Below are 17779 nucleotides of genomic sequence, written 5' to 3' on the forward strand. Positions count from 1 at the left end.
AGGGGAGAGGCGAACGATGACCACCGGGGAGAACGAGGAGAACACCGGGAACAACGAGGAGGACACCGCGCGCGCCAAGCGGAGGAAGCGCTCGGGGTGGCGGGAGATACCCCTCCTGATCGGCCTGGCCCTCGTGCTCGCGCTGGCGATCAAAACCTTCCTCGTGCAGCCGTTCTCCATCCCCTCCGGCTCGATGGAGAACACCCTCCGGACGGACGACCGGGTGCTGGTCGACAAGCTCACGCCCTGGTTCGGGGGAACGCCGCACCGGGGCGAGGTCGTGGTCTTCAAGGACCCGGGCGGCTGGCTGTCCGGCCGGCCCCCGGAGCCGGGCAACGCCTTTCAGCGCGGGGTGCGCAAGTCCCTCGCCTTCGTCGGCCTGGTGCCCTCGGCGGACGAGAAGGACCTGATCAAGAGGGTGATCGGGGTCGGCGGTGACACCGTGGAGTGCGAGCGCGGCGAGCCCGTGAAGGTCAACGGCAAGCCCCTGGACGAGCCGTACATCCACCCGGGCGCCACCCCGTGCGACGACATGCCGGTCGGCACGGTGAAGGTGCCCGAGGACCACCTGTGGGTCATGGGAGCCCACCGCGACGACTCACGCGACTCCCGCGCCCATGTCCACGAGCCGGGCGGCGGGTTCGTGCCCGTGGACAACGTGATCGGCCGGGCCGTCGTCGTCGCCTGGCCCGTCTCCCGGTGGGCCACCCTGCCCGTGCCCGGCACGTTCGACCGGTAGCACGCCGTACGGCCGGTGGCACGGGGTACGGGCCGGTGGCGCGGCGCGGGACCCGGGCGTCAGGCCCGGCAGGGGGTCAGCAGCACGGGCTTCTCCGGGGCGGTGGCCGTCAGGCACCGTCCGCTGGCCTGGCTGCGGATGTCCGGCCCCTGCACGAAGAACCGCTGACCGGCTGACCCGTTGCAGGGCCGCATCACCGTGGGTCTGTCCAGGCCGGTGGCCGTGAGGCACATGCCGCTGGACTGGTTGCGGACGTCCCCTCCCTGCGAGACGAACCGCTGCTCCGGCAAGTCCCTGCACCCCCGGGTGGTCACGGCACTGTCGGCACCACCCGTGGCCGTCAGGCAGAGCCCGCTGGTCCGTTGCACGATGACGGCGCGCGGGTTGTTCACCACCCACTCCTGGGCCGGGGACGCGGCGATGGCGGAGGCGGGGGTTCCGAGGAACCCACCACCGGCGAGGGCGAGTGCCATGGTGGTGACGACGGCGCGCGTACGCATGAAGCGACCTCTCGGAAACGGGCGCGGGCACGGACACTGGCACCGTTTCCGGGAACCGGCCCGGGCACACCCCGCCTCACCCGTACGGGTCCCGGGGGCCGATGGCTCAGGGCGCCTCGCCGAAGAGCACGGCCAGGCCGTCCAGGAGCCGCTGCAGACCGAACTCGAACAGGTCGTCGAGGTCGAAGTCGTACCCGGTCGTGGCGAGGCGCCGCATCCTCGGGAACCGGTCGCCGGCCAGTACGGCGAGCAGCGCGGGCTCCTGACCGGCCATCCACTCCTCGCTGTCCAGGCCGCTGAGCGCCTCCGCTTCCGCTTCCATCTCGACGTTGACGGCGGTGCCGCGCACATAGTTGAACAGCGTGAGATGGGCGGTGAACGCGGTCGAGGTGTCGAGACCGCGCCCCTCCAGGGCGTCGAGCGCCCATTCGCTGAACGGCAGCGCACTGGCGACCACCTGCAGCCGGGTGAACGAGAGCGCCGGTGCGAGCCAGGGATGGCGGCGGAACATCTCCCACAGCGTCCGGGCGACGAGCTCCAGCCGCTCCCGCCAGCCCTCCGGGGGGTTCTCGGGCAACGACCACCGGCGGAACGCCGCGTCCATCATCTCCAGCAACAGGGCGTCCTTGTCGGCCACGTGCCGGTACAGCGACATGGTCGCCACCTCCAGCTCGGCGGCGACCCGGCGCATCGAGGCGGCCGCCAGCCCCTCCGCGTCGGCCACCGCGACGGCCGCCTCGACGATCCGCTCCAGGGTGAGCCCCTGGTCCGCGCCGCCCTTGCGGCGCTGGGGCGCCGGCTGTTCCGGTCGTCGTACGCCGGGCTCGACGACCGTCCCGACGCCCGGGACGGCGCGGACCAGGCCCTGGTTGCGGAGCTCGGTGAGCACCTTGGTCGCGGTCGCCATCGCGACGCCCCACTGCCGGGTGATCTCCCGGGTCGAGGGCACCTGGTCGCCCGGCGCCAGCTCGCCCGTCTCGATCCGCTGCCGCAGTTCGGCGACGATCCGCGCGTAGCGGGGTACTGCCTGCCCGTTCACTGTTTCCTCCGCACTAGTGCACCTGACCGCACATCATCCTAATCGCCAGGTCGCGCGCTAGTGCACTGGTGAATCAAACTGCCTGCTCAGAGCGCTGATTGGCCTTGCCTAGTGCACTGTGTACGGCGTACAGTCAGCGTCATGCGGAACACCGACATACTCATCTCCGGTGCCGGTATCGGCGGCACCGCCCTGGCGTACTGGCTGCGCGTGGCGGGCTTCACCGTCACCGTCGTCGAGCGGGCGCCGGAACCCCGGCCGGGCGGCCAGACCGTGGACCTGCGGGGCGCGGGCCGCACCGTGGTCTCGCGGATGGGCCTGATGGACCGGGCACGGGAGCTCGTCGTCGACCAGCGCGGCTTCGCGTACGTCAACGGGTCCGGCCGCGTCGCCGCCCGGATGCCGGCGGACAGCTTCGGCGGCGAGGGGATCATCTCGGAGATCGAGATCCTCCGCGGCGACCTCGCCCGCCTGCTGTACGACGCCACCCTGCCGGACACCGAGTACCTCTTCGACGACACCGTCACCCGCCTCGACGAGGACGACGACGGGGTCACCGTCACCTTCGAGAAGGCCGCGCCCCGCCGGTTCGGGCTGGTCGTCGGCGCGGACGGACTCCACTCCGCCGTCCGCGCCCTGGCCTTCGGGCCGGAGCGGGACTGCGTCCTGCCGCTGAACGTGTACACGGCCTGGTTCACGGCCGTCGAGGACCTGGAGCTCGACGGCTGGATGCTGATGTACAACGAGCCCGGCGGACTCGTCGCCTCGGCCCGCCCGGGCCGGCTCCCCGGTGAGATCAAGGCGGGCCTCAGCTTCCGCTCGGCACCCCTCGCCTACGACCGGCGCGACATCGCCGCGCAACAGGACCTCGTGGCCCGGCGCTTCGCCGGCGCCGGCTGGGAAGTGCCGCGCCTGCTGCGGGCGATGCGCGCCGCGCCCGACTTCTTCCTCGACTCCATGGGGCAGGTCCGGCTCGACAGCTGGTCCCGGGGCCGGGCGGCGCTCGTCGGGGACGCCGGCTACTGCGCGACGCCGCTCACGGGCCTGGGCACCAGCCTGGCCCTGGTCGGCGCCTACGCACTGGCGGGCGAACTCGCCTCCGCCGGCGGCGACCACCGGATCGCCTTCCGGAAGTACGACGAGGTCATGCGCCCGTACGTCGACCAGGCCCAGCAACTGCCCCCCGGCGGCGCTCGGGGGTACGCGCCCTCCAGCGCGCTGGCCATCGGCTTGCGGAACCTGTCGATGCGGGCGATGAACCACTGGCCGATGAAGAACATGCTCGCCGCACAGTTCGCCAAGGCCGGGAACATCGCCCTGCCCGAGTACGACCGCCTCGCCGCCGGCAGCGGTGCCGCCGGCAGGGGGTAGCCGGGTCAGGCGCCGGGCGGGTGGGCCTCGGCGCGGTGGACCAGATCGGTGATCAGTGTCGCGATGCGCGGCCACAGCTCGCGGGGGAAGTTGTGGCCCAGGCCGTCGAAGATCTCGAGCGTGGCGCCGGGGACGGCCGCCGCCGTGGCCCGCCCGCCGCTGACGTCGCACATGGGGTCGTCCGCGCCGTGGATCACCAGGGTCGGGAGCGACAGCGCCCGCAGCCGCTCGGTGCGGTCCCCGGAGGCCAGGACGGCGATGGCCTGGCGCAGCATGCCCACGCGGTCGTAGCCCCGGTCGTAGGCGAGGCCGGCCCGTTCGGCCACCCCGTTGTCGTCGGGCTTGAACCCGGGGGACCCGATCGCCCTCATGGCCCGCACCTGCCAGCCGATGAAGGACTGCCGGTCGTCCGGCGGCGCCCCCAGCCCGGCCAGGACGGTGAAGTCGGGCTGGCCCACGGCCCGGTCGCCGGTGGTGGACATCATCGACGTGAGCGACCGGATCCGGGTCGGGTGCTCGATGGCGATCATCTGGGCGATCATGCCGCCCAGGGAAGCGCCGACGACGTGGGCGCTGTCGAATCCGAGGACGTCGAGCAGCCCGACGGCGTCGGCCGCCATGTCCGACAGCGTGTAGGAGGCCGATGATAAATCACCGGCCATCGCGGCCTGGAGGTCCGGCGGTGGCACGTGAGGGAAATGCGACGACCGGCCGGCGTCCCGATTGTCGAACCGGATCACTTGCACACCACGGTCGACGAGTTCGGCGCAGAATCCCTCCGGCCAGTGGATCATTTGCGCGCCGCCGCCCATCACCAGCAGCACGGGCGGCGCCTTGGGGTCACCGAAGCGCTCGTAGACCACTTCGATGGCTGACGGGCCGACATTCAGAGCTTTCTCTTCACTCACAGCCGCAACGTCTCCTCAGTCGAGTGGAGACATGAACATACCTGCATTTAAGGCGATTGAAAATACGAACAGGTGGAATTTTTACAAAAGGGACAATAGTGAAGGAAAGGCATTCCGGGTCCCGGTTGCAGATGCCGTGAACGGGGAGTGAGCTGAGGACATGACCGGCGCGAGATGCGCGTGCCTGCCGGGTGTTCCCTGCTGGGTGAGCCTGGCCACGCGGAACCTGGACGGGGCCAAGGACTTCTACGGGCCACTGCTGGGCTGGCGGTTCGAGACCGTGCCCGGCCGACGGGGCTCCTACGTCCACGCGATGGCGGGCAGGACGGCGGTCGCGGGTATCAACGCCACGGCCCACGAGTGGGAGCTCCCCGTCACCTGGACCACCTACTTCGGCACGGAGAGCGCCGACACCGCCGTCGGCCGCGTACAGGAACGCGGCGGCACCGTCGCCGTCGGGCCGCTGTCGTCCGACGAGGGGCGCCTCGCGCTCGCGGCCGATCCGGCCGGGGCCTCCTTCGGCCTGTGGGAGTGCCGGACCGAGCCCGGAGGGCCCCGGTCGCCCGGCGTGGGAGGCAACGCCGTATGGGTGGAGCTGCGCACCCGGGACGCGTTCGAGGCGGCGCTGTTCTACGGCGGCGTCTTCGACTGGGACCGCAGGCCCTCCCCGCCCTACACCGTCCGCTGGGAGGAGGACCGCGTCATCCTCGACATCGACAAGCGGACGGTGGCGACGTTGTACGGCGGAGCCGTGGAGGGAACGGTCGATCCGCGGCTGCGGCCCCGGTGGCACGTGTTCTTCTCCGTCGCCGACGTCGACGCCACGATGGAGACGACGCGGAAGCTGGGCGGGCAGACCCTCGGTGAGCCCAGCCCGACCCACTTCGGCCGCACGGCCACGCTGCGCGACCCGGAGGGCGGCATCTTCTGCGTGGTCAGCGGCCACGGCTGAGCCGTACGGACGGCTCCGGGACCATCGGGACGACGCCCACCGCGTTCTCCGTCAGGCTGCCCAGATGCAGGCGGCCGTCGTGCTCGCACACGCTCGTCACCATGCGGAAGCCCCCGCCGGGGCGTTGCAGGTCGTGCGCCAGGCGGCCGGAGGAGTCCAGGGCGATCACCCAGGCGGTGGCTTTGGGGCCCGGCCGGAGCGCGTCCGGCAGGGCCCACGCCGCCCGGCGCAGCGCTGGGTGGGTGCGGTGCAGCAGATCGAGCGCCGGTTGCCGCGGAGCGGCCATGGCCACCCAGATCAGCCCGCCGGGACCGGTGGAGAGGTTGTCCGGAAAGCCGGGCAGACCGTCGGCGAAGACATCGCGCTCGCCCGCCCTGGGGCCGGTGAGCCACAGCCGCGTCAGCCGGTAGGCACCGGTCTCGGCGACCACGAGGAACGAGCCGTCGGGCGCGAGAGCCACACCGTTGGCGAACTGGAGCCCGTCGAGCACCACTTCCGTCGTGCCCGTGTCCGGCTCGTACCGGATGAGCCGGCCGGTGCCGGAGTGCTCCAGCAGGTCGCCCATCCAGTGGCGCAGCGGGAAGCGTCCGCTGGCGTCGGTGACGTACACGGCGCCGTCCGGTGCCACGACCGCGTTGCTGCACACCCCGAGGGGACGGCCCGCCACCTCCCAAAGGAGCGTCTCGACGCGCCCGGAGCCGGGCTCCACCCGCAGCAGCCCGCGCTCGGCGTCGCACACCAGCAGCCGCCCGTCCGGCAGCGGGCACAGGCCCAGCGGCCGGCCGCCGGTGTCGGCGACGGCGCTCGCACGCCGCCCGGCCGGGTCCAGCCGCAGGATCCGCCCGTCCGCGACGCCCGTCAGGATCCGCCCCTCGGCGTCGACCCGCACGTCCTCCGGGCCCGTGCCGTCGAGCGGCACGCGGCGGACGGGCGGCAGGGGAACGCGGCTGTAGGCGGCCCGGGCCCGCGCGGGGCGGCGCGGAGGCCGCCAGACGACGGGCCGCAGGGCGGGCTTCTCGCGGGTCCGGCCTTCGGTCATGGCGCACCTTTCCGTACGGGTGGGCCGGACGCTACCCAGAGCGGTGCGGGCGGGCCACCCGGCGACGGGCCCGGGATCCGCATCCGGCCACGGTGAGCCCGCGTCAGACAGCGCTCTCGAACAGCCTTTCCGCCTCCGCCACCGCCCCTGCCAGGGCCCCGGGCTCCGGCCGCAGCCCGGCGACGATCGCGTCGACGCCGCGCAGCCCGGCACGTTGAAGGAGGCGCTTCTCGTTGGTGACCCACTCGCCGCGCGCCGCCAGTACCGCGTGCGCCGTCTCCAGGGCGGCGGTGGCCACCGCGCCCGCGACCTCCGTGACCTGGCCGCGCGGGACGTACGCGCCCGTGGCGTAGCGGAGCGTCATGGCCGCCCGGCCGCGCCACACGGGCGGGGCGGCCTCGCGCAGCGCCTCCGGGTACGCGGGCCGGGGCAGCGTGCCCCGCAGCGCGCGGTTGAGGGCGAGTTCGGCGACCACGAGGTAGCTGGGGATGCCCGCGAGGTGGAACATCAGCGGCTCCCAGTGGAAGCGGCCCCGCCGTGCCTCGGCGAGTTGGTGTTCCACCACGTCGAGGTCGCGGTAGTGGACGTCGACGCGCCGGCCGTCGACCGTGAGCCAGGCCCCTCCGTTGAAGACGCCGCCGCCCCAGTCGCCGATGCCGGACACCTCGCCGTCCCAGCCGAGGGCGCCGGCGAGGTCGCGCAGGCCGGCCGGGTCGAAGGCGCCCCGGTAGTACAGGGCCAGGTCCCAGTCGCTGTCCGGGGCCGCGGTGCCCTGGGCCCGCGAGCCGCCGAGGGCGACGGCGTGTACGGAGGGCAGGGCGGCGAGCCGGTCGGCGACGTGGTCGAGGAAGGTGTCGTCGGTCATGAGGTTCCGATCGTGTGAAGTGAAGGATGGGTGAGGGGATGCGCCCGCTCAGGCGCCGGCCGTCTCCGCCCGTATCTCCTCCGCCGTCGTGTCCCGCAGCTCGCCGTCCAGGCGCAGCCAGCGTGTCACGCCGATGGACTCGAGGAACGGAATGTCGTGGCCGGCCACGATCAGCGCTCCCTCGTACGACTCGAGGGCCGTGGTCAGCCGGCGGACGCCGGCCATGTCCAGGTTGTTGGTCGGCTCGTCGAGGAGCAGGAGGCGCGGCGCGGGCTCGGCGAGCATCAGGGCCGCCAGGGTGGCCCGGAAGCGCTCGCCGCCCGACAGGGTCGCGACCCTCTGCCCGGCCCGGTCGCCCTTGAACAGGAAGCGGGCCAGGCGGGCCCGGATCCGGTTGTCGGTGGCCTCCGGGGCGAACCGCGCCACGTTCTCGGCGATGGTCGCCTCCTCGTCGAGCACGTCGAGTCGCTGCGGCAGGAACCGCAGCGGCACATGGGCCGTGACTTCGCCCGAGAGCGGGTCGAGCTCTCCCGCGACGGTGCGCAGGAGCGTCGTCTTGCCCGCGCCATTGCGGCCGACGAGCGCGATCCGCTCCGGGCCGCGCAGCTCGAACCCGCCCTCCACCCGCGCCCCGCACGCGAGGACGACGTCGCGCAGGGTCAGGACGGACCGGCCCGGGGGGACCGCCGTGTGCGGGAGGTCGACGCGGATCTCGTCGTCGTCGCGCACGGCCTCCACCGCCACGTCGAGCCGTTCCCTCGCCCGGGCGAGCCGCTCCTCGTGCATGACGCGGTGCTTGCCGGCGGCGACCTGGGCCTGCCGCTTGCGCTCACCCATGACGACCTTGGGTTCGCGTTTGGTGTCCCACATCTTCTGGCCGTACCGCCTGCGGCGGGCCAGCTTGACGTGGGCGTCAGCCAGTTCGCGCCGCTGCTTGCGCAGATCGGCCCCGGCCACCCGGACCATCCGCTCGGCCGCCTCCTGCTCGGCGGCCAGCGCCTCCTCGTACGCCGAGAAACCGCCCCCGTACCAGGTGATCCCGCCTCCCCGCAGATCGGCGATCTGGTCGACGCGGTCGAGGAGTTCACGGTCGTGGCTGACGACGACCATGACGCCCGGCCACGCGTCGACGGCCGCGTACAGCCGTCGGCGCGCGTACAGGTCGAGGTTGTTGGTGGGCTCGTCGAGGAGGAGGACGTCGGGGCGGCGCAGCAGCAGCGCCGCCAGGCGCAGCAGCACCGACTCGCCGCCGGACAGCTCGCCGATGGTGCGGTCCAGGCCGATGTGGCCCAGGCCCAGTCCGTCGAGCGTCGCGACGGCGCGTTCCTCGACGTCCCAGTCGTCGCCGACTTCCGCGAAGTGCTCCTCGCGGACGTCGCCCGCCTCGATGGCGTGGAGCGCCGCGCGCGTGGCGGCGATACCCAGGGCCTCGTCGACGCGGAGCGCGGTGCCGAGGGTGACGTTCTGCGGCAGATAGCCGAGGTCTCCGGCGACGCGCACCGTCCCCTCGGCCGGGGCGAGTTCCCCGGCGATCAGCCTCAGCAGCGTCGACTTGCCCGAGCCGTTGAGCCCGATGAGCCCGGACCTGCCGGGGCCGAAGGAGACCTGGAGGCCGTCGAGGACGGCGGTGCCGTCCGGCCAGGCGTAGGAGAGCGAGGTGCAGGTGATGAAGGAAGACGAAACAGTCATACGGGCCTCCGCCGGTCGCTGGAAAGGTGGGTCAAGGGCGACGCGTGGGGACACCGCGGGGCGACCGAAGCCGGGGAGGGAACGACAGGGGAACCCGGTACCGGCGGGAGGACGGCTCAGAGCGTCGAGGTCGCACACGGAACGCGCGCAGCGGCGGCACTGATGGCGGCGCGGCTGCGTGGCGCGGTGTCTCCAGACCTCAGACGAGCAACGTCCTGCTCCGTTCGACGACGACAAGGGCAGGAGCAACGTACGGGGAACCGGCGGACCCGTCAACGGAATTACGGAGGGGCGGCTCGCCGCCGGGCGGGCGTCAAGCTTGCGTCAAGCACTTGCGTCGATACGCAAGTAGCGCGCTATGCTCTCCACGTTCGTCATGGTCACCGCGCCCGCGCGCGCCCCGGCCGGGAGGAGGCGGGAGACATGGACGGCAGTAGTCACAGTCCGGGCCACAGTAGGCCCCGCATCCGCGTGTCCGCGCCGACCTCCGGTACGCGGTAACCACCTTCCCCGCGCGCCCCGCGCCCCGCCACAGCCCCGCAGCCGGTACCCGTGCGGCCATCCGCCGCCTCGGGCCCTCGTGCTGCCCGCTCGCAGGGAGGATCGCTGCCGCGCGCCCCAACCTCCCCCGACGGGGGACCGGGAGGCTGTCATGACCGACCTGACCACCACCGCGCCCACCGAGACCGCACCACCTGTTCCCGCACCCCGCACCGCCGTGCTCGACGACGCCCACACCGGCGACATCCGCGGCGCCCTGGGCACCATCAGGAGCGACGACACCGCACCCCGCCGCGGCCTGCCCGCCAAGTTCAAAACGCTCCTCGCGATCGTCGGGCCGGGCCTCATCGTGATGGTCGGCGACAACGACGCCGGCGCCTTCGGCACCTACAGCCAGGCCGGCCAGAACTACGGCACCAGCCTGCTGTGGACCCTCCTCCTGCTCATACCCGTCCTCTACGTCAACCAGGAAATGGTGCTGCGCCTGGGCGCGGTGACCGGCGTCGGGCACGCGCGGCTGATCCTGGAGAGGTTCGGAAAGTTCTGGGGCGCGTTCTCCGTCATCGACCTCTTCCTCCTCAACGCGCTGACGATCGTCACCGAGTTCATCGGCATCACCCTGGCCGTCGGCTACCTCGGGCTGCCGAAGGTGCCGAGCGTCCTGCTCGCCGCCGCGATCGTCGTGGCCGCCGCGTCGACCGGCTCGTTCCGCCGCTTCGAGCGCACCGCGATCCTCCTGTGCGCCGGCTCGCTGCTGCTGATCCCCATCTACCTCCTCGTCCATCCGCCCGCCGGGCGCATGGCACACGACTTCCTCGTACCGGGCATGCCCCACCATGCCCGGCTCGCCGACGTCATGCTGCTGATCATCGCCATCGTCGGCACCACCGTCGCTCCCTGGCAGCTGTTCTTCCAGCAGTCCTACGTCATCGACAAGCGCATCACCCCCCGTTTCATGCGCTACGAGAAGGCCGACCTGTGGCTCGGCATCGGCATCGTCGTCATCGGAGCCGCCGCCATGACGGGCTTCTGCGCCGCCGCGTTCGCCGGCCACGCCGAATCCGGCGGCTTCACCGACGCCGCCGGTGTCGCCGCCGGACTGGAGAAGTACGCGGGCAGGACGGCGGGCGTGCTGTTCGCCGTCGCGCTGCTGGACGCCTCGATCATCGGCGCCTGCGCCGTCTCCCTGTCCACGGCCTACGCCATCGGCGACGTCATGGGCCTCAAGCACTCGCTGCACCGCGGCATCAAGGGCGCCAAGGGGTTCTACGCGGTCTTCGCCGGCCTCATCCTCACCGCCGCGATCATCGTGGTCGTCCCCGGCTCACCGCTCGGCCTGCTCACCGAGGGGGTCCAGACCCTCGCGGGCGTCCTGCTCCCCTCCGCCTCGGTCTTCCTGCTCCTGCTCTGCAACGACAAGTCCGTCCTGGGCCCCTGGGTCAACGGGCGCGCGATGAACATCTTCACGTCCGTCGTCGTCGCCGTCCTCGTCACCCTCTCCGTCATCCTGACCGCCGCCGTCGTCTTCCCCGGCATCACCTCGCAGGCGATCCTCGACATCATGGGGATCTGCGGCGTCGCCGGCATCCTCGCCCTCGGCTACGCCGAGACGCGCCGCCGCCGCAAGGGCTGGGCCCTGGCCGGGCCCGTCGACCGCGCGGGCAAGGAGAACTGGCGGATGCCGCCGCTCGACGAACTGCCCGAGCCCATCGTCTCCACCGGCCGCAAGATCGGCCTCACCGCCCTGCGCGTCTACCTGCTCGCCGCGACGATCCTGGTGGTCGTCCGCATCGCGCAGCTCGCCCTCGGCCACTGAGGCCCCCCTACGTCTCCGGGGCGGCGCGCCCCCGTCCGCCGCCCCGGAGACCCCGGCCCCCGGCGCCCGCCTGAGCAGCCTCCACATCGTCGACCCGGACGACGCCGCCGACGTCGTCGTGACCGTCCGGCTGACCTTCGCGGAGGGCGGCCCGGCGCTCGTCGCCCTGGAACGACTGGTGGGGCAACTGCCGCGGGAACCCGGTGTGCGCGACCTCCACTGGCGCCTCGACCCCCCGCACGGAAGCGGTGATCTTCCCCCTCGCCGGTGAACACGAGGGCCTCTAGACTCCTCGCATGGACGCGCATGGTTCACCCGACGTCGGCCCGGTGTTCGAGCAGGCGGTCGCCGTGCTGAAGGCCGTGGCCGACCCGACGCGTTTCCATGTGCTGTGGGCGCTGGCCCAGCGGGAGCACTCCGTGGGGCAGCTGGCCGAGCTGGCGGGCGCCCACGTGGCCGCCGTCTCGCAGCACCTGGCCCGGCTGAGGAGCGCGGGCCTGGTCGTCTCGCGCCGCGAGGGCACGCGCATCTTCTACCGCGCCGCCGGGGACCACGTACGGACGCTGCTGGAGGGCGCGGTGCTGGTCGCCCGGGCCGAGCCGGTGACCGGAGCCGAGGACGGCCCCGCCCCGGTGGAGACCGCCCCGGCGGCCGAGGCCGCCAGGGCCGGGCGCGCGGTGCGCCGCCTGCGGCCGCGGGCGACGGGCGGCTGAGCGCGGCCCGGCCGTACTCCCGCGCGATCGTGCTCAGCCGGCGGAGCCTTCGTCGAGCGCGTACTGCTCGGGACCGGCGTCATAGGAGTACAGCTCGGCGTAACGGCCCCAGTCGGTGGCCGTCTCCAGCTGCCGCACGACCTCTTCGCCGGTGTAGTGGTGGGCGAGCAGGTCACGGAAGAAGCCGGCGCGCAGCCTGCCGTCACCGCGCTGAAGGCTCGTCAGGATCAGCCGGACCAGCGGCGCGGTGTCCAGGACGGCCAGGGCGAAGATCTTCTTGGCCTCCTGGACGTCCGCCTCCGCGAAGCCCCGGCCCATCGGGGTGAGCAGCAGGTCGCCGTCGTGGACGACGGCGAAGCCGAGCAGGTCCAGGGCATCGACCAGCGGCAGCAGGTCGTCCGTCGCCAGGCCGAGGTCCTCGGCCAGGTCGGCGAGGTCGCAGCGGTCGCCGTGCCGGGCCAGGATCCCGGCGAGGCCGGAGAGCCCGTCGACCCCGGCCCTCGGCAGCGGGGTGGTGGCGACCGTCCGCCGCGCGGGCCCGCCCGCCTCGTGCCCGGGCCGCCCGGGCAGGGCGGGGGCGGCTGCCTTCTCACGCCCCGTCATGACGCGGTAGACGGCGTCGACGAGGGCCCCGAACCCGGGCGCGCCACGGTCCCGGGGGTGTGCCATGGGCACGTCGAAGGCGGCCTTGAGGGAGCCGGGGCGGGAGCCGAGCACCACGATCCGGTCCGCCATCAGCACGGCCTCCTCGATGTCGTGGGTGACCAGGAGGAAGGCGCGGGTGGGGAACTGGCCCGAGGTCCACAGCTCCATCAGCTCGCCGCGCAGGTTCTCGGCGGTGAGCACGTCCAGGGCGGAGAACGGCTCGTCCATCATCAGGACGTCCGGCTCGACGACCAGGGCGCGGGCGAAGCCGACGCGCTGCCGCATGCCGCCCGACAGCTCCTTGGGGTAGGCCGACTTGAAGCCGTCGAGCCCGATGAGGTCGATGGCCTGGAGCGCGGCGGCCGCCCGGGCGCGGGCGGGCACCCCGCGGGCCTCCAGGCCGAGTTCGACGTTCTGCTGGACGGTGAGCCAGGGCAGCAGCGCGAACGTCTGGAAGACCATGGCGGTGCCGGGGTTGGCGCCGTCCAGGGTCCTGCCGCGATAGGTGACGGTGCCCGAACCGGCGGGTATCAGCCCGGCCAGACAGCGCAGCAGGGTGGACTTCCCGGAGCCGGAGCGCCCCAGCAGGGCGACGATCTCCCCGGCCCGCACCTCCAGGTCGATGCCGGCCAGGACGGGCAGCTCCCCGTCGGCCCCGGCGTAGGACTTGGACAGCCCGTGGGCGGCGAGCAGCACCTCGCCGTCGGCGGGCCGGGGTCGGGGCCGGTGGTGGGCCGGGGCGGGTCCGGCGTCGGATGCCATGGCGAGGCTCCTTCCGGGGACGAGGGGGGCGGGGGTCAGAGGGAGTAGCGGGTCCGGGCGAGGCGGTGGAGCCTGCGCCACAGCAGCCGGTTGAGGCCGACGACGTACACGGCCATCACCGCGACGCCCGCGATCAGCCGCGGGTGGTCGCCCTCCGCCGTGGCCCGGGAGATGTAGGCGCCCAGACCGTCGGCGGACAGCGTGGTGCCCCCGAAGGTGACGGTCTCGGAGACGATCGAGGCGTTCCAGGCGCCGCCGGAGGCGGTGATCGCGCCGGTGACGCAGTAGGGGAAGACGCCCGGGATGATCAGGCGCCGCCACCGCTGCGGGCCGCGGACGCCCAGGTCGTCCATGGCCTCACGCAGATCGGTGGGGATGGCGGACGCGCCGGCGATGGTGTTGAACAGGATGTACCACTGGGCCCCCAGCGCCATCAGCAGCATGCCGCCGACGTTCAGCGACACCCCCGTCCTGAGGAAGAGCCAGGTCGCCAGCGGGAAGAGGAAGTTGGCGGGGAAACTCGCCAGGACCTGCACCACCGGCTGGGCGATCCGGGCCAGCCGCGGCGAGAAGCCGATCCGTACGCCGACGGGCACCCAGACGAGCATCGCCACCGCCACCAGCACCAGCACGCGGGCGAGCGTCGCCAGGCCCAGCAGGAACGGCTCCCCGAGGACGCCCAGGCCGGTGCGGTGCCGGAGGTAGCCGAGGAGATCGGCCAGCCCCCAGGCGAGCAGCCCGCCCGCCACCACGCCGAGGACCAGGTCGACGGCGCGCCCGCGCCGGCGGCGGGCCGTCAGCGGCCGGTCGTCGACGCCGAGGACCCGCCCGGCCCGCCCCAGCAGTTCGGCGATCGGCCGGAGCAGCCGCCCCAGCAGGGCAGGCCAGGACGAGCGGCGTACGACGTCCAGCACGAGCGACCGCTGGACGTCGGCCGCCCCTGACTGCTCGTTCTTGAACCGCTCCGTCCACGCGGTCAGCGGCCGCCAGAAGAAGAAGTTGACCCCGACGACCATGACGGCCATGGTGACCACCGCCCACCCGACCTTGCCCAGGTCGCCGTCGGCGATGGCCGTGCCCGCGAACGAACCCACCCCCGGCAGGGCGTGCTTGTGGCCGGAGACGCTGATGGCCTCGGACGCCACGAGGAAGAACCAGCCGCCCCCGAAGCTCATCATCCCGTTCCACACCAGCCCGATCGCCCCGGCGGGCAGCTCCACCTTCCAGAACCGCATCCAGCGGGTGAACCGGAAAGACCGGGACACCTCGTCGAGCTCGCGGGGGAGCGTGATGAGCGAGTGGTAGAAGCCGAAGGCCATGTTCCACGCCTGCGAGGTGAAGATCGCGAAGATCGAAGCGCACTCCAGGGCGGGCGTGGAACCGGGAAAGAGCGAGACGAAGCCGGCCACCGCCACCGTCAGGAAGCCCAGCACCGGCACGGACTGGAGGATGTCCAGCGCCGGGATCAGCACCCGCTCCAGCCGACGGCTGTGCGCCGCCGCGTACGCGCAGCCCACGGCGAAGGTCACGGAGACCGCCAGCGCGGCGAACATCCGCAGCAGGCTCCGCGCCGCGTAGTACGGCAGCTCCGCCGGGGAGGTGTCCACCTTCGTCACATGGGCCGGGTCGAAGGAGACGGTGGCCTCCTCGCCGACGCGCAGCAGGAGGTACATCCCCACCAGCACCGCCGCGGCCACCGCGACGTCCGCCCAGGACGGCCTCGACGACGCCCGGGGGACGGTGGAGCGCGACGGAAACGTCATAGGAGCCCCCCGGAACGCGGCAGTCTGCGGTCCGACGATAGGACACGCCGTGGGGGGTTCAGTGCTCCGGGGCGGTGAGCAGGCGCCGTACCTCGGTGACGATCACCTCGGGCTCGGCCGTGGGGATCATGTGGTCGGCCCGGCGGGCGAGGACGTGCCGTCCGCGCGGCGACCGCCCGGCCCGGTGGGCGTGCGAGGCGTTGACGGACGCGCGGGCCTTCGCACTCATGCCGGGGGTGCGACGGGTGGCGGAGACGACCGTGAGCGGAATGTCGCCGAGGGCCGGCGGGTGCTCCAGCAGGTACCGCAAGTCGGCCTCGATGCCCGCCTGTTCGGCGCCCATGGCGCGTACGGCCGCGACGGTGAAGGCCTCCGCGCGCATGTCGGCGGCGGCGTCCGTCGGCAGGGCGGCGGTCACCTTGCGGAACAGCAGCCCGAACACCTTGACGCGGGCCAGCAGCAGGGCCGTCCGGAGACGGCTCTTCTCCAGCTTGCGGAGGGACGGGTCGAAGAGCAGCTCGCACGCCTCGTCGGTGGGGTCGACGAGCACCAGCCCGGCGATCCGCTCCGGCCGGTCCGCGGCGGCGAGGCGGACGACCGGCCCGCCCCAGCTGTGCCCGACGAGCACGAAGGGACCCGGGCCGAGGTGGTCGAGGAGATCGCCCAGATCGTCGGCGAGCCGCCGCAGGTCGCGGGCCCCCGACGGGTCCGGGGCGCTGCGGCCGAGGCCGCTCCGGTCGTAGACCACCGTGCGCGCCGAGCGGGCCACGTCCCGCTGGACGAGCGCCCAGTACGAGCGGGTCGCCGCCAGACCGCCTTCGAACACCACCGTCACCGGGCCGGCGTCGGCGGGGCCGGCCAGCTCCATGAGGAAGAGTTCGCGGCCGTCGCGGGTGCGCGCGGTGCCGGGTGTGCCCTGGCTGTGCTGTCGCTGCATGGTGTCCGTCCTCGTCAGCGGATCCGGCGAGCTGTTCGACCGAAGGGGAACTTAGGCTAACCTAAGTTTCTGCTTCGGTGGCCTGCGGCGAACGCGCCGCCGGCGCCGAAGACCAGCTCCGCGAAGCGCTCGCCGATGCGGCGATGACCGGCGGAGTCGGGGTGGAGCCGGTCGGGCAGCGGGAGCTCGGCGAAGTCCGCCTCACCGTAGAGGGCACGGCCGTCGAGGTAGTGGAGATTCGGGTCGTCCGCCGCCCGGCACGCGGTGACGCGCGCGAGCTCGGCGCGGACGACGTTGAGTGTCAGCCGCCCGGAAGCGAGGTCCCCGGGATCGCCGAGGACCCGGAAGGTCACCTTCCCGTCGACGGTTTCCGGTACGACGGGCCCGGGGGTGTCCTCCTGGAGGGGGCAGAGGACGGGGGAGACGACCAGCAACGGGGTGAAGGGGTGCCCCTCACGGATGGTGTCGAGGAATCCGTGCACCGCCGGTCCGAAGGCGCGCAGACGCATCGCGTCGGAGTTGACCGGATTGATGCCGACCTTGACGCTGATCAGATCGGCGGGGGTGTCGCGCATCGTCCGCGCGGTGAACGGGTCGAGCAGGGCGTTGCCGCTCAGGCCGAGGTTGACGAGCTCCACGCCGCCGGCGGAGGCGGCCAGCGCCGGCCATGTCGCCGTGGGCCCCTCGGCGTTGGGGCCGTGGCTGATCGAACTGCCGTGGTGCAGCCATATCCTGCGCCTCCGGTCCGGCGCGGCCTCGACCGGGGCGTCGGTGCGCAGGGCGATCAGCTCGGTCGCCTCCGCCTGCGGCAGCCAGATCTCGATGTCCTTGACACCGGAGGGCAGTCCGGCGAACCGCACGGTGCCGGCCGGCCCGGTCCGGAGCGTCGTGGACCAGGTGGTCGTGTCGACGCTGAGGACGTTGCCGCCCGGGGCTCCGGCCCGCCCGGCGAGCCGGCCGTCGACGAGCAGGTCGTACACGCCGGCCGGGAGGGGCGGGGTGCCCTGGAAGACGGTTCTCGTGGGCAGGACGTCCAGTTCGACGGCGGTGGCGGCGGTCCGGAAGGCCAGCCGCACCCCGGAGGGCTGGGCCTCGACCAGCGACAGGAACGGATCGGGGAACTGCTCGCGCGCCCAGGCGGGCAGCCGGTGCGGCCGGACGCCCAACGCGGTGCGCTCCAGATCGAGGGCGCCGCGCAGGAGGTGGGAGTCGAGGGGAGTGGAGATCCAGTCGGTCATGGTGGCTCCCTTGGGGGGGGTGCTCGGAATCGTCGCCGGATCGAGGGGGAATGGCCACTATTGGCGTGAAGTGGTGGGCCGGAGATCGAATCGGACCTTGACCGCGCCCTGTTTTGGGAATTTTTCGCTCGTTCGGGCAACGCTGCCCATTACGCTTCGTAATGTTGGCGTTTCGAAGTGATGGCCCGGTAGCGTCCGTGGAAACGAGGGAGCCCTGGCTGGCCGTCAACCAAGTGCCAGAGCCCCTCTTCTTGTTCGCTTCGATCCCGGAGGGCGTCATGCCTCCTGACCACATGCCACGA

Annotated in this window: 16 protein-coding genes; 5 read left to right on the forward strand and 11 right to left on the reverse strand. The window is 72.8% G+C overall.

The features are described 5' to 3' along the window. Positions 1–16: 16 nt before the first annotated feature. Positions 17–739: a signal peptidase I gene (gene lepB / locus IE096_RS27535; protein WP_189456227.1), complete on the forward strand. Its 723-nt coding sequence runs from the start codon at positions 17–19 to the stop codon at positions 737–739. A gap of 59 nt (positions 740–798) precedes the next feature. Here lepB and IE096_RS27540 read toward each other — a convergent pair whose 3' ends face one another. Next, entirely contained in the window at positions 799–1239 is a 441-nt protein-coding gene (locus IE096_RS27540) for an RICIN domain-containing protein (RefSeq protein WP_189456228.1), read from the reverse strand. A gap of 106 nt (positions 1240–1345) precedes the next feature. Beyond that, positions 1346–2278, reverse strand: a complete 933-nt coding sequence (locus IE096_RS27545; protein ID WP_189456229.1) for a TetR/AcrR family transcriptional regulator C-terminal domain-containing protein — start codon at positions 2276–2278, stop codon at positions 1346–1348. A 141-nt stretch (positions 2279–2419) separates the two neighbouring features. Here IE096_RS27545 and IE096_RS27550 point away from each other — a divergent pair, with 141 nt between their 5' ends. After that, positions 2420–3649 (forward strand): FAD-dependent monooxygenase, encoded by a 1230-nt coding sequence (locus tag IE096_RS27550; RefSeq protein ID WP_189456230.1) that lies wholly within the window; start codon positions 2420–2422, stop codon positions 3647–3649. Positions 3650–3654: 5 nt separating this feature from the next. On the opposite strand, the gene IE096_RS27555 is transcribed toward IE096_RS27550, so the two are convergent. Then, a complete protein-coding gene (locus tag IE096_RS27555; RefSeq protein ID WP_189456231.1) occupies positions 3655–4557 on the reverse strand; it encodes an alpha/beta fold hydrolase in 903 nt (300 codons plus the stop codon). A 160-nt stretch (positions 4558–4717) separates the two neighbouring features. Between IE096_RS27555 and IE096_RS27560 the strand changes: the two genes are divergently transcribed. Continuing rightward, complete coding sequence (locus IE096_RS27560) at positions 4718–5509, forward strand: VOC family protein (protein WP_189456232.1); 792 nt, start codon at positions 4718–4720, stop codon at positions 5507–5509. On the opposite strand, the gene IE096_RS27565 is transcribed toward IE096_RS27560, so the two are convergent. The 3 genes from IE096_RS27565 to IE096_RS27575 form a co-directional block, all read right to left on the reverse strand. Beyond that, positions 5493–6548: an SMP-30/gluconolactonase/LRE family protein gene (locus IE096_RS27565; RefSeq protein ID WP_189456234.1), complete on the reverse strand. Its 1056-nt coding sequence runs from the start codon at positions 6546–6548 to the stop codon at positions 5493–5495. The genes IE096_RS27560 and IE096_RS27565 overlap by 17 nt on opposite strands. A gap of 103 nt (positions 6549–6651) precedes the next feature. Continuing rightward, positions 6652–7413 (reverse strand): nucleotidyltransferase domain-containing protein, encoded by a 762-nt coding sequence (locus IE096_RS27570; protein ID WP_189456235.1) that lies wholly within the window; start codon positions 7411–7413, stop codon positions 6652–6654. Positions 7414–7461: 48 nt separating this feature from the next. After that, positions 7462–9102: an ABC-F family ATP-binding cassette domain-containing protein gene (locus IE096_RS27575; protein ID WP_189456236.1), complete on the reverse strand. Its 1641-nt coding sequence runs from the start codon at positions 9100–9102 to the stop codon at positions 7462–7464. A 652-nt stretch (positions 9103–9754) separates the two neighbouring features. Here IE096_RS27575 and IE096_RS27580 point away from each other — a divergent pair. After that, a complete protein-coding gene (locus IE096_RS27580) occupies positions 9755–11419 on the forward strand; it encodes an NRAMP family divalent metal transporter (protein ID WP_189456237.1) in 1665 nt (554 codons plus the stop codon). Between the two features lie 7 nt (positions 11420–11426). On the opposite strand, the gene IE096_RS27585 is transcribed toward IE096_RS27580, so the two are convergent. Beyond that, positions 11427–11639 carry a hypothetical protein gene (locus IE096_RS27585; protein ID WP_189456238.1) on the reverse strand — a complete coding sequence of 71 codons (213 nt, stop codon included), beginning with the start codon at positions 11637–11639 and terminating at the stop codon, positions 11427–11429. A 76-nt stretch (positions 11640–11715) separates the two neighbouring features. Between IE096_RS27585 and IE096_RS27590 the strand changes: the two genes are divergently transcribed. Further along, positions 11716–12132, forward strand: coding sequence for an ArsR/SmtB family transcription factor (locus IE096_RS27590; protein ID WP_189456239.1), 417 nt, complete (start codon positions 11716–11718; stop codon positions 12130–12132). 33 nt (positions 12133–12165) lie between these two features. On the opposite strand, the gene IE096_RS27595 is transcribed toward IE096_RS27590, so the two are convergent. From IE096_RS27595 to IE096_RS27610, 4 genes are read right to left on the reverse strand one after another with little or no spacing between them, the layout of a single operon-like run. Then, positions 12166–13539, reverse strand: coding sequence for an ABC transporter ATP-binding protein (locus IE096_RS27595; RefSeq protein WP_189456240.1), 1374 nt, complete (start codon positions 13537–13539; stop codon positions 12166–12168). Between the two features lie 35 nt (positions 13540–13574). Further along, positions 13575–15302, reverse strand: a complete 1728-nt coding sequence (locus IE096_RS27600) for an ABC transporter permease (protein ID WP_189456242.1) — start codon at positions 15300–15302, stop codon at positions 13575–13577. Between the two features lie 58 nt (positions 15303–15360). After that, complete coding sequence (locus IE096_RS27605) at positions 15361–16239, reverse strand: alpha/beta fold hydrolase (RefSeq protein ID WP_189456244.1); 879 nt, start codon at positions 16237–16239, stop codon at positions 15361–15363. A 56-nt stretch (positions 16240–16295) separates the two neighbouring features. After that, positions 16296–17477: a GDSL-type esterase/lipase family protein gene (locus IE096_RS27610; protein WP_189456246.1), complete on the reverse strand. Its 1182-nt coding sequence runs from the start codon at positions 17475–17477 to the stop codon at positions 16296–16298. Between the last annotated feature and the right edge of the window lie 302 nt (positions 17478–17779).

The sequence above is a fragment of the Streptomyces abikoensis genome (assembly GCF_014648775.1).
Classification (GTDB): domain Bacteria; phylum Actinomycetota; class Actinomycetes; order Streptomycetales; family Streptomycetaceae; genus Streptomyces; species Streptomyces abikoensis.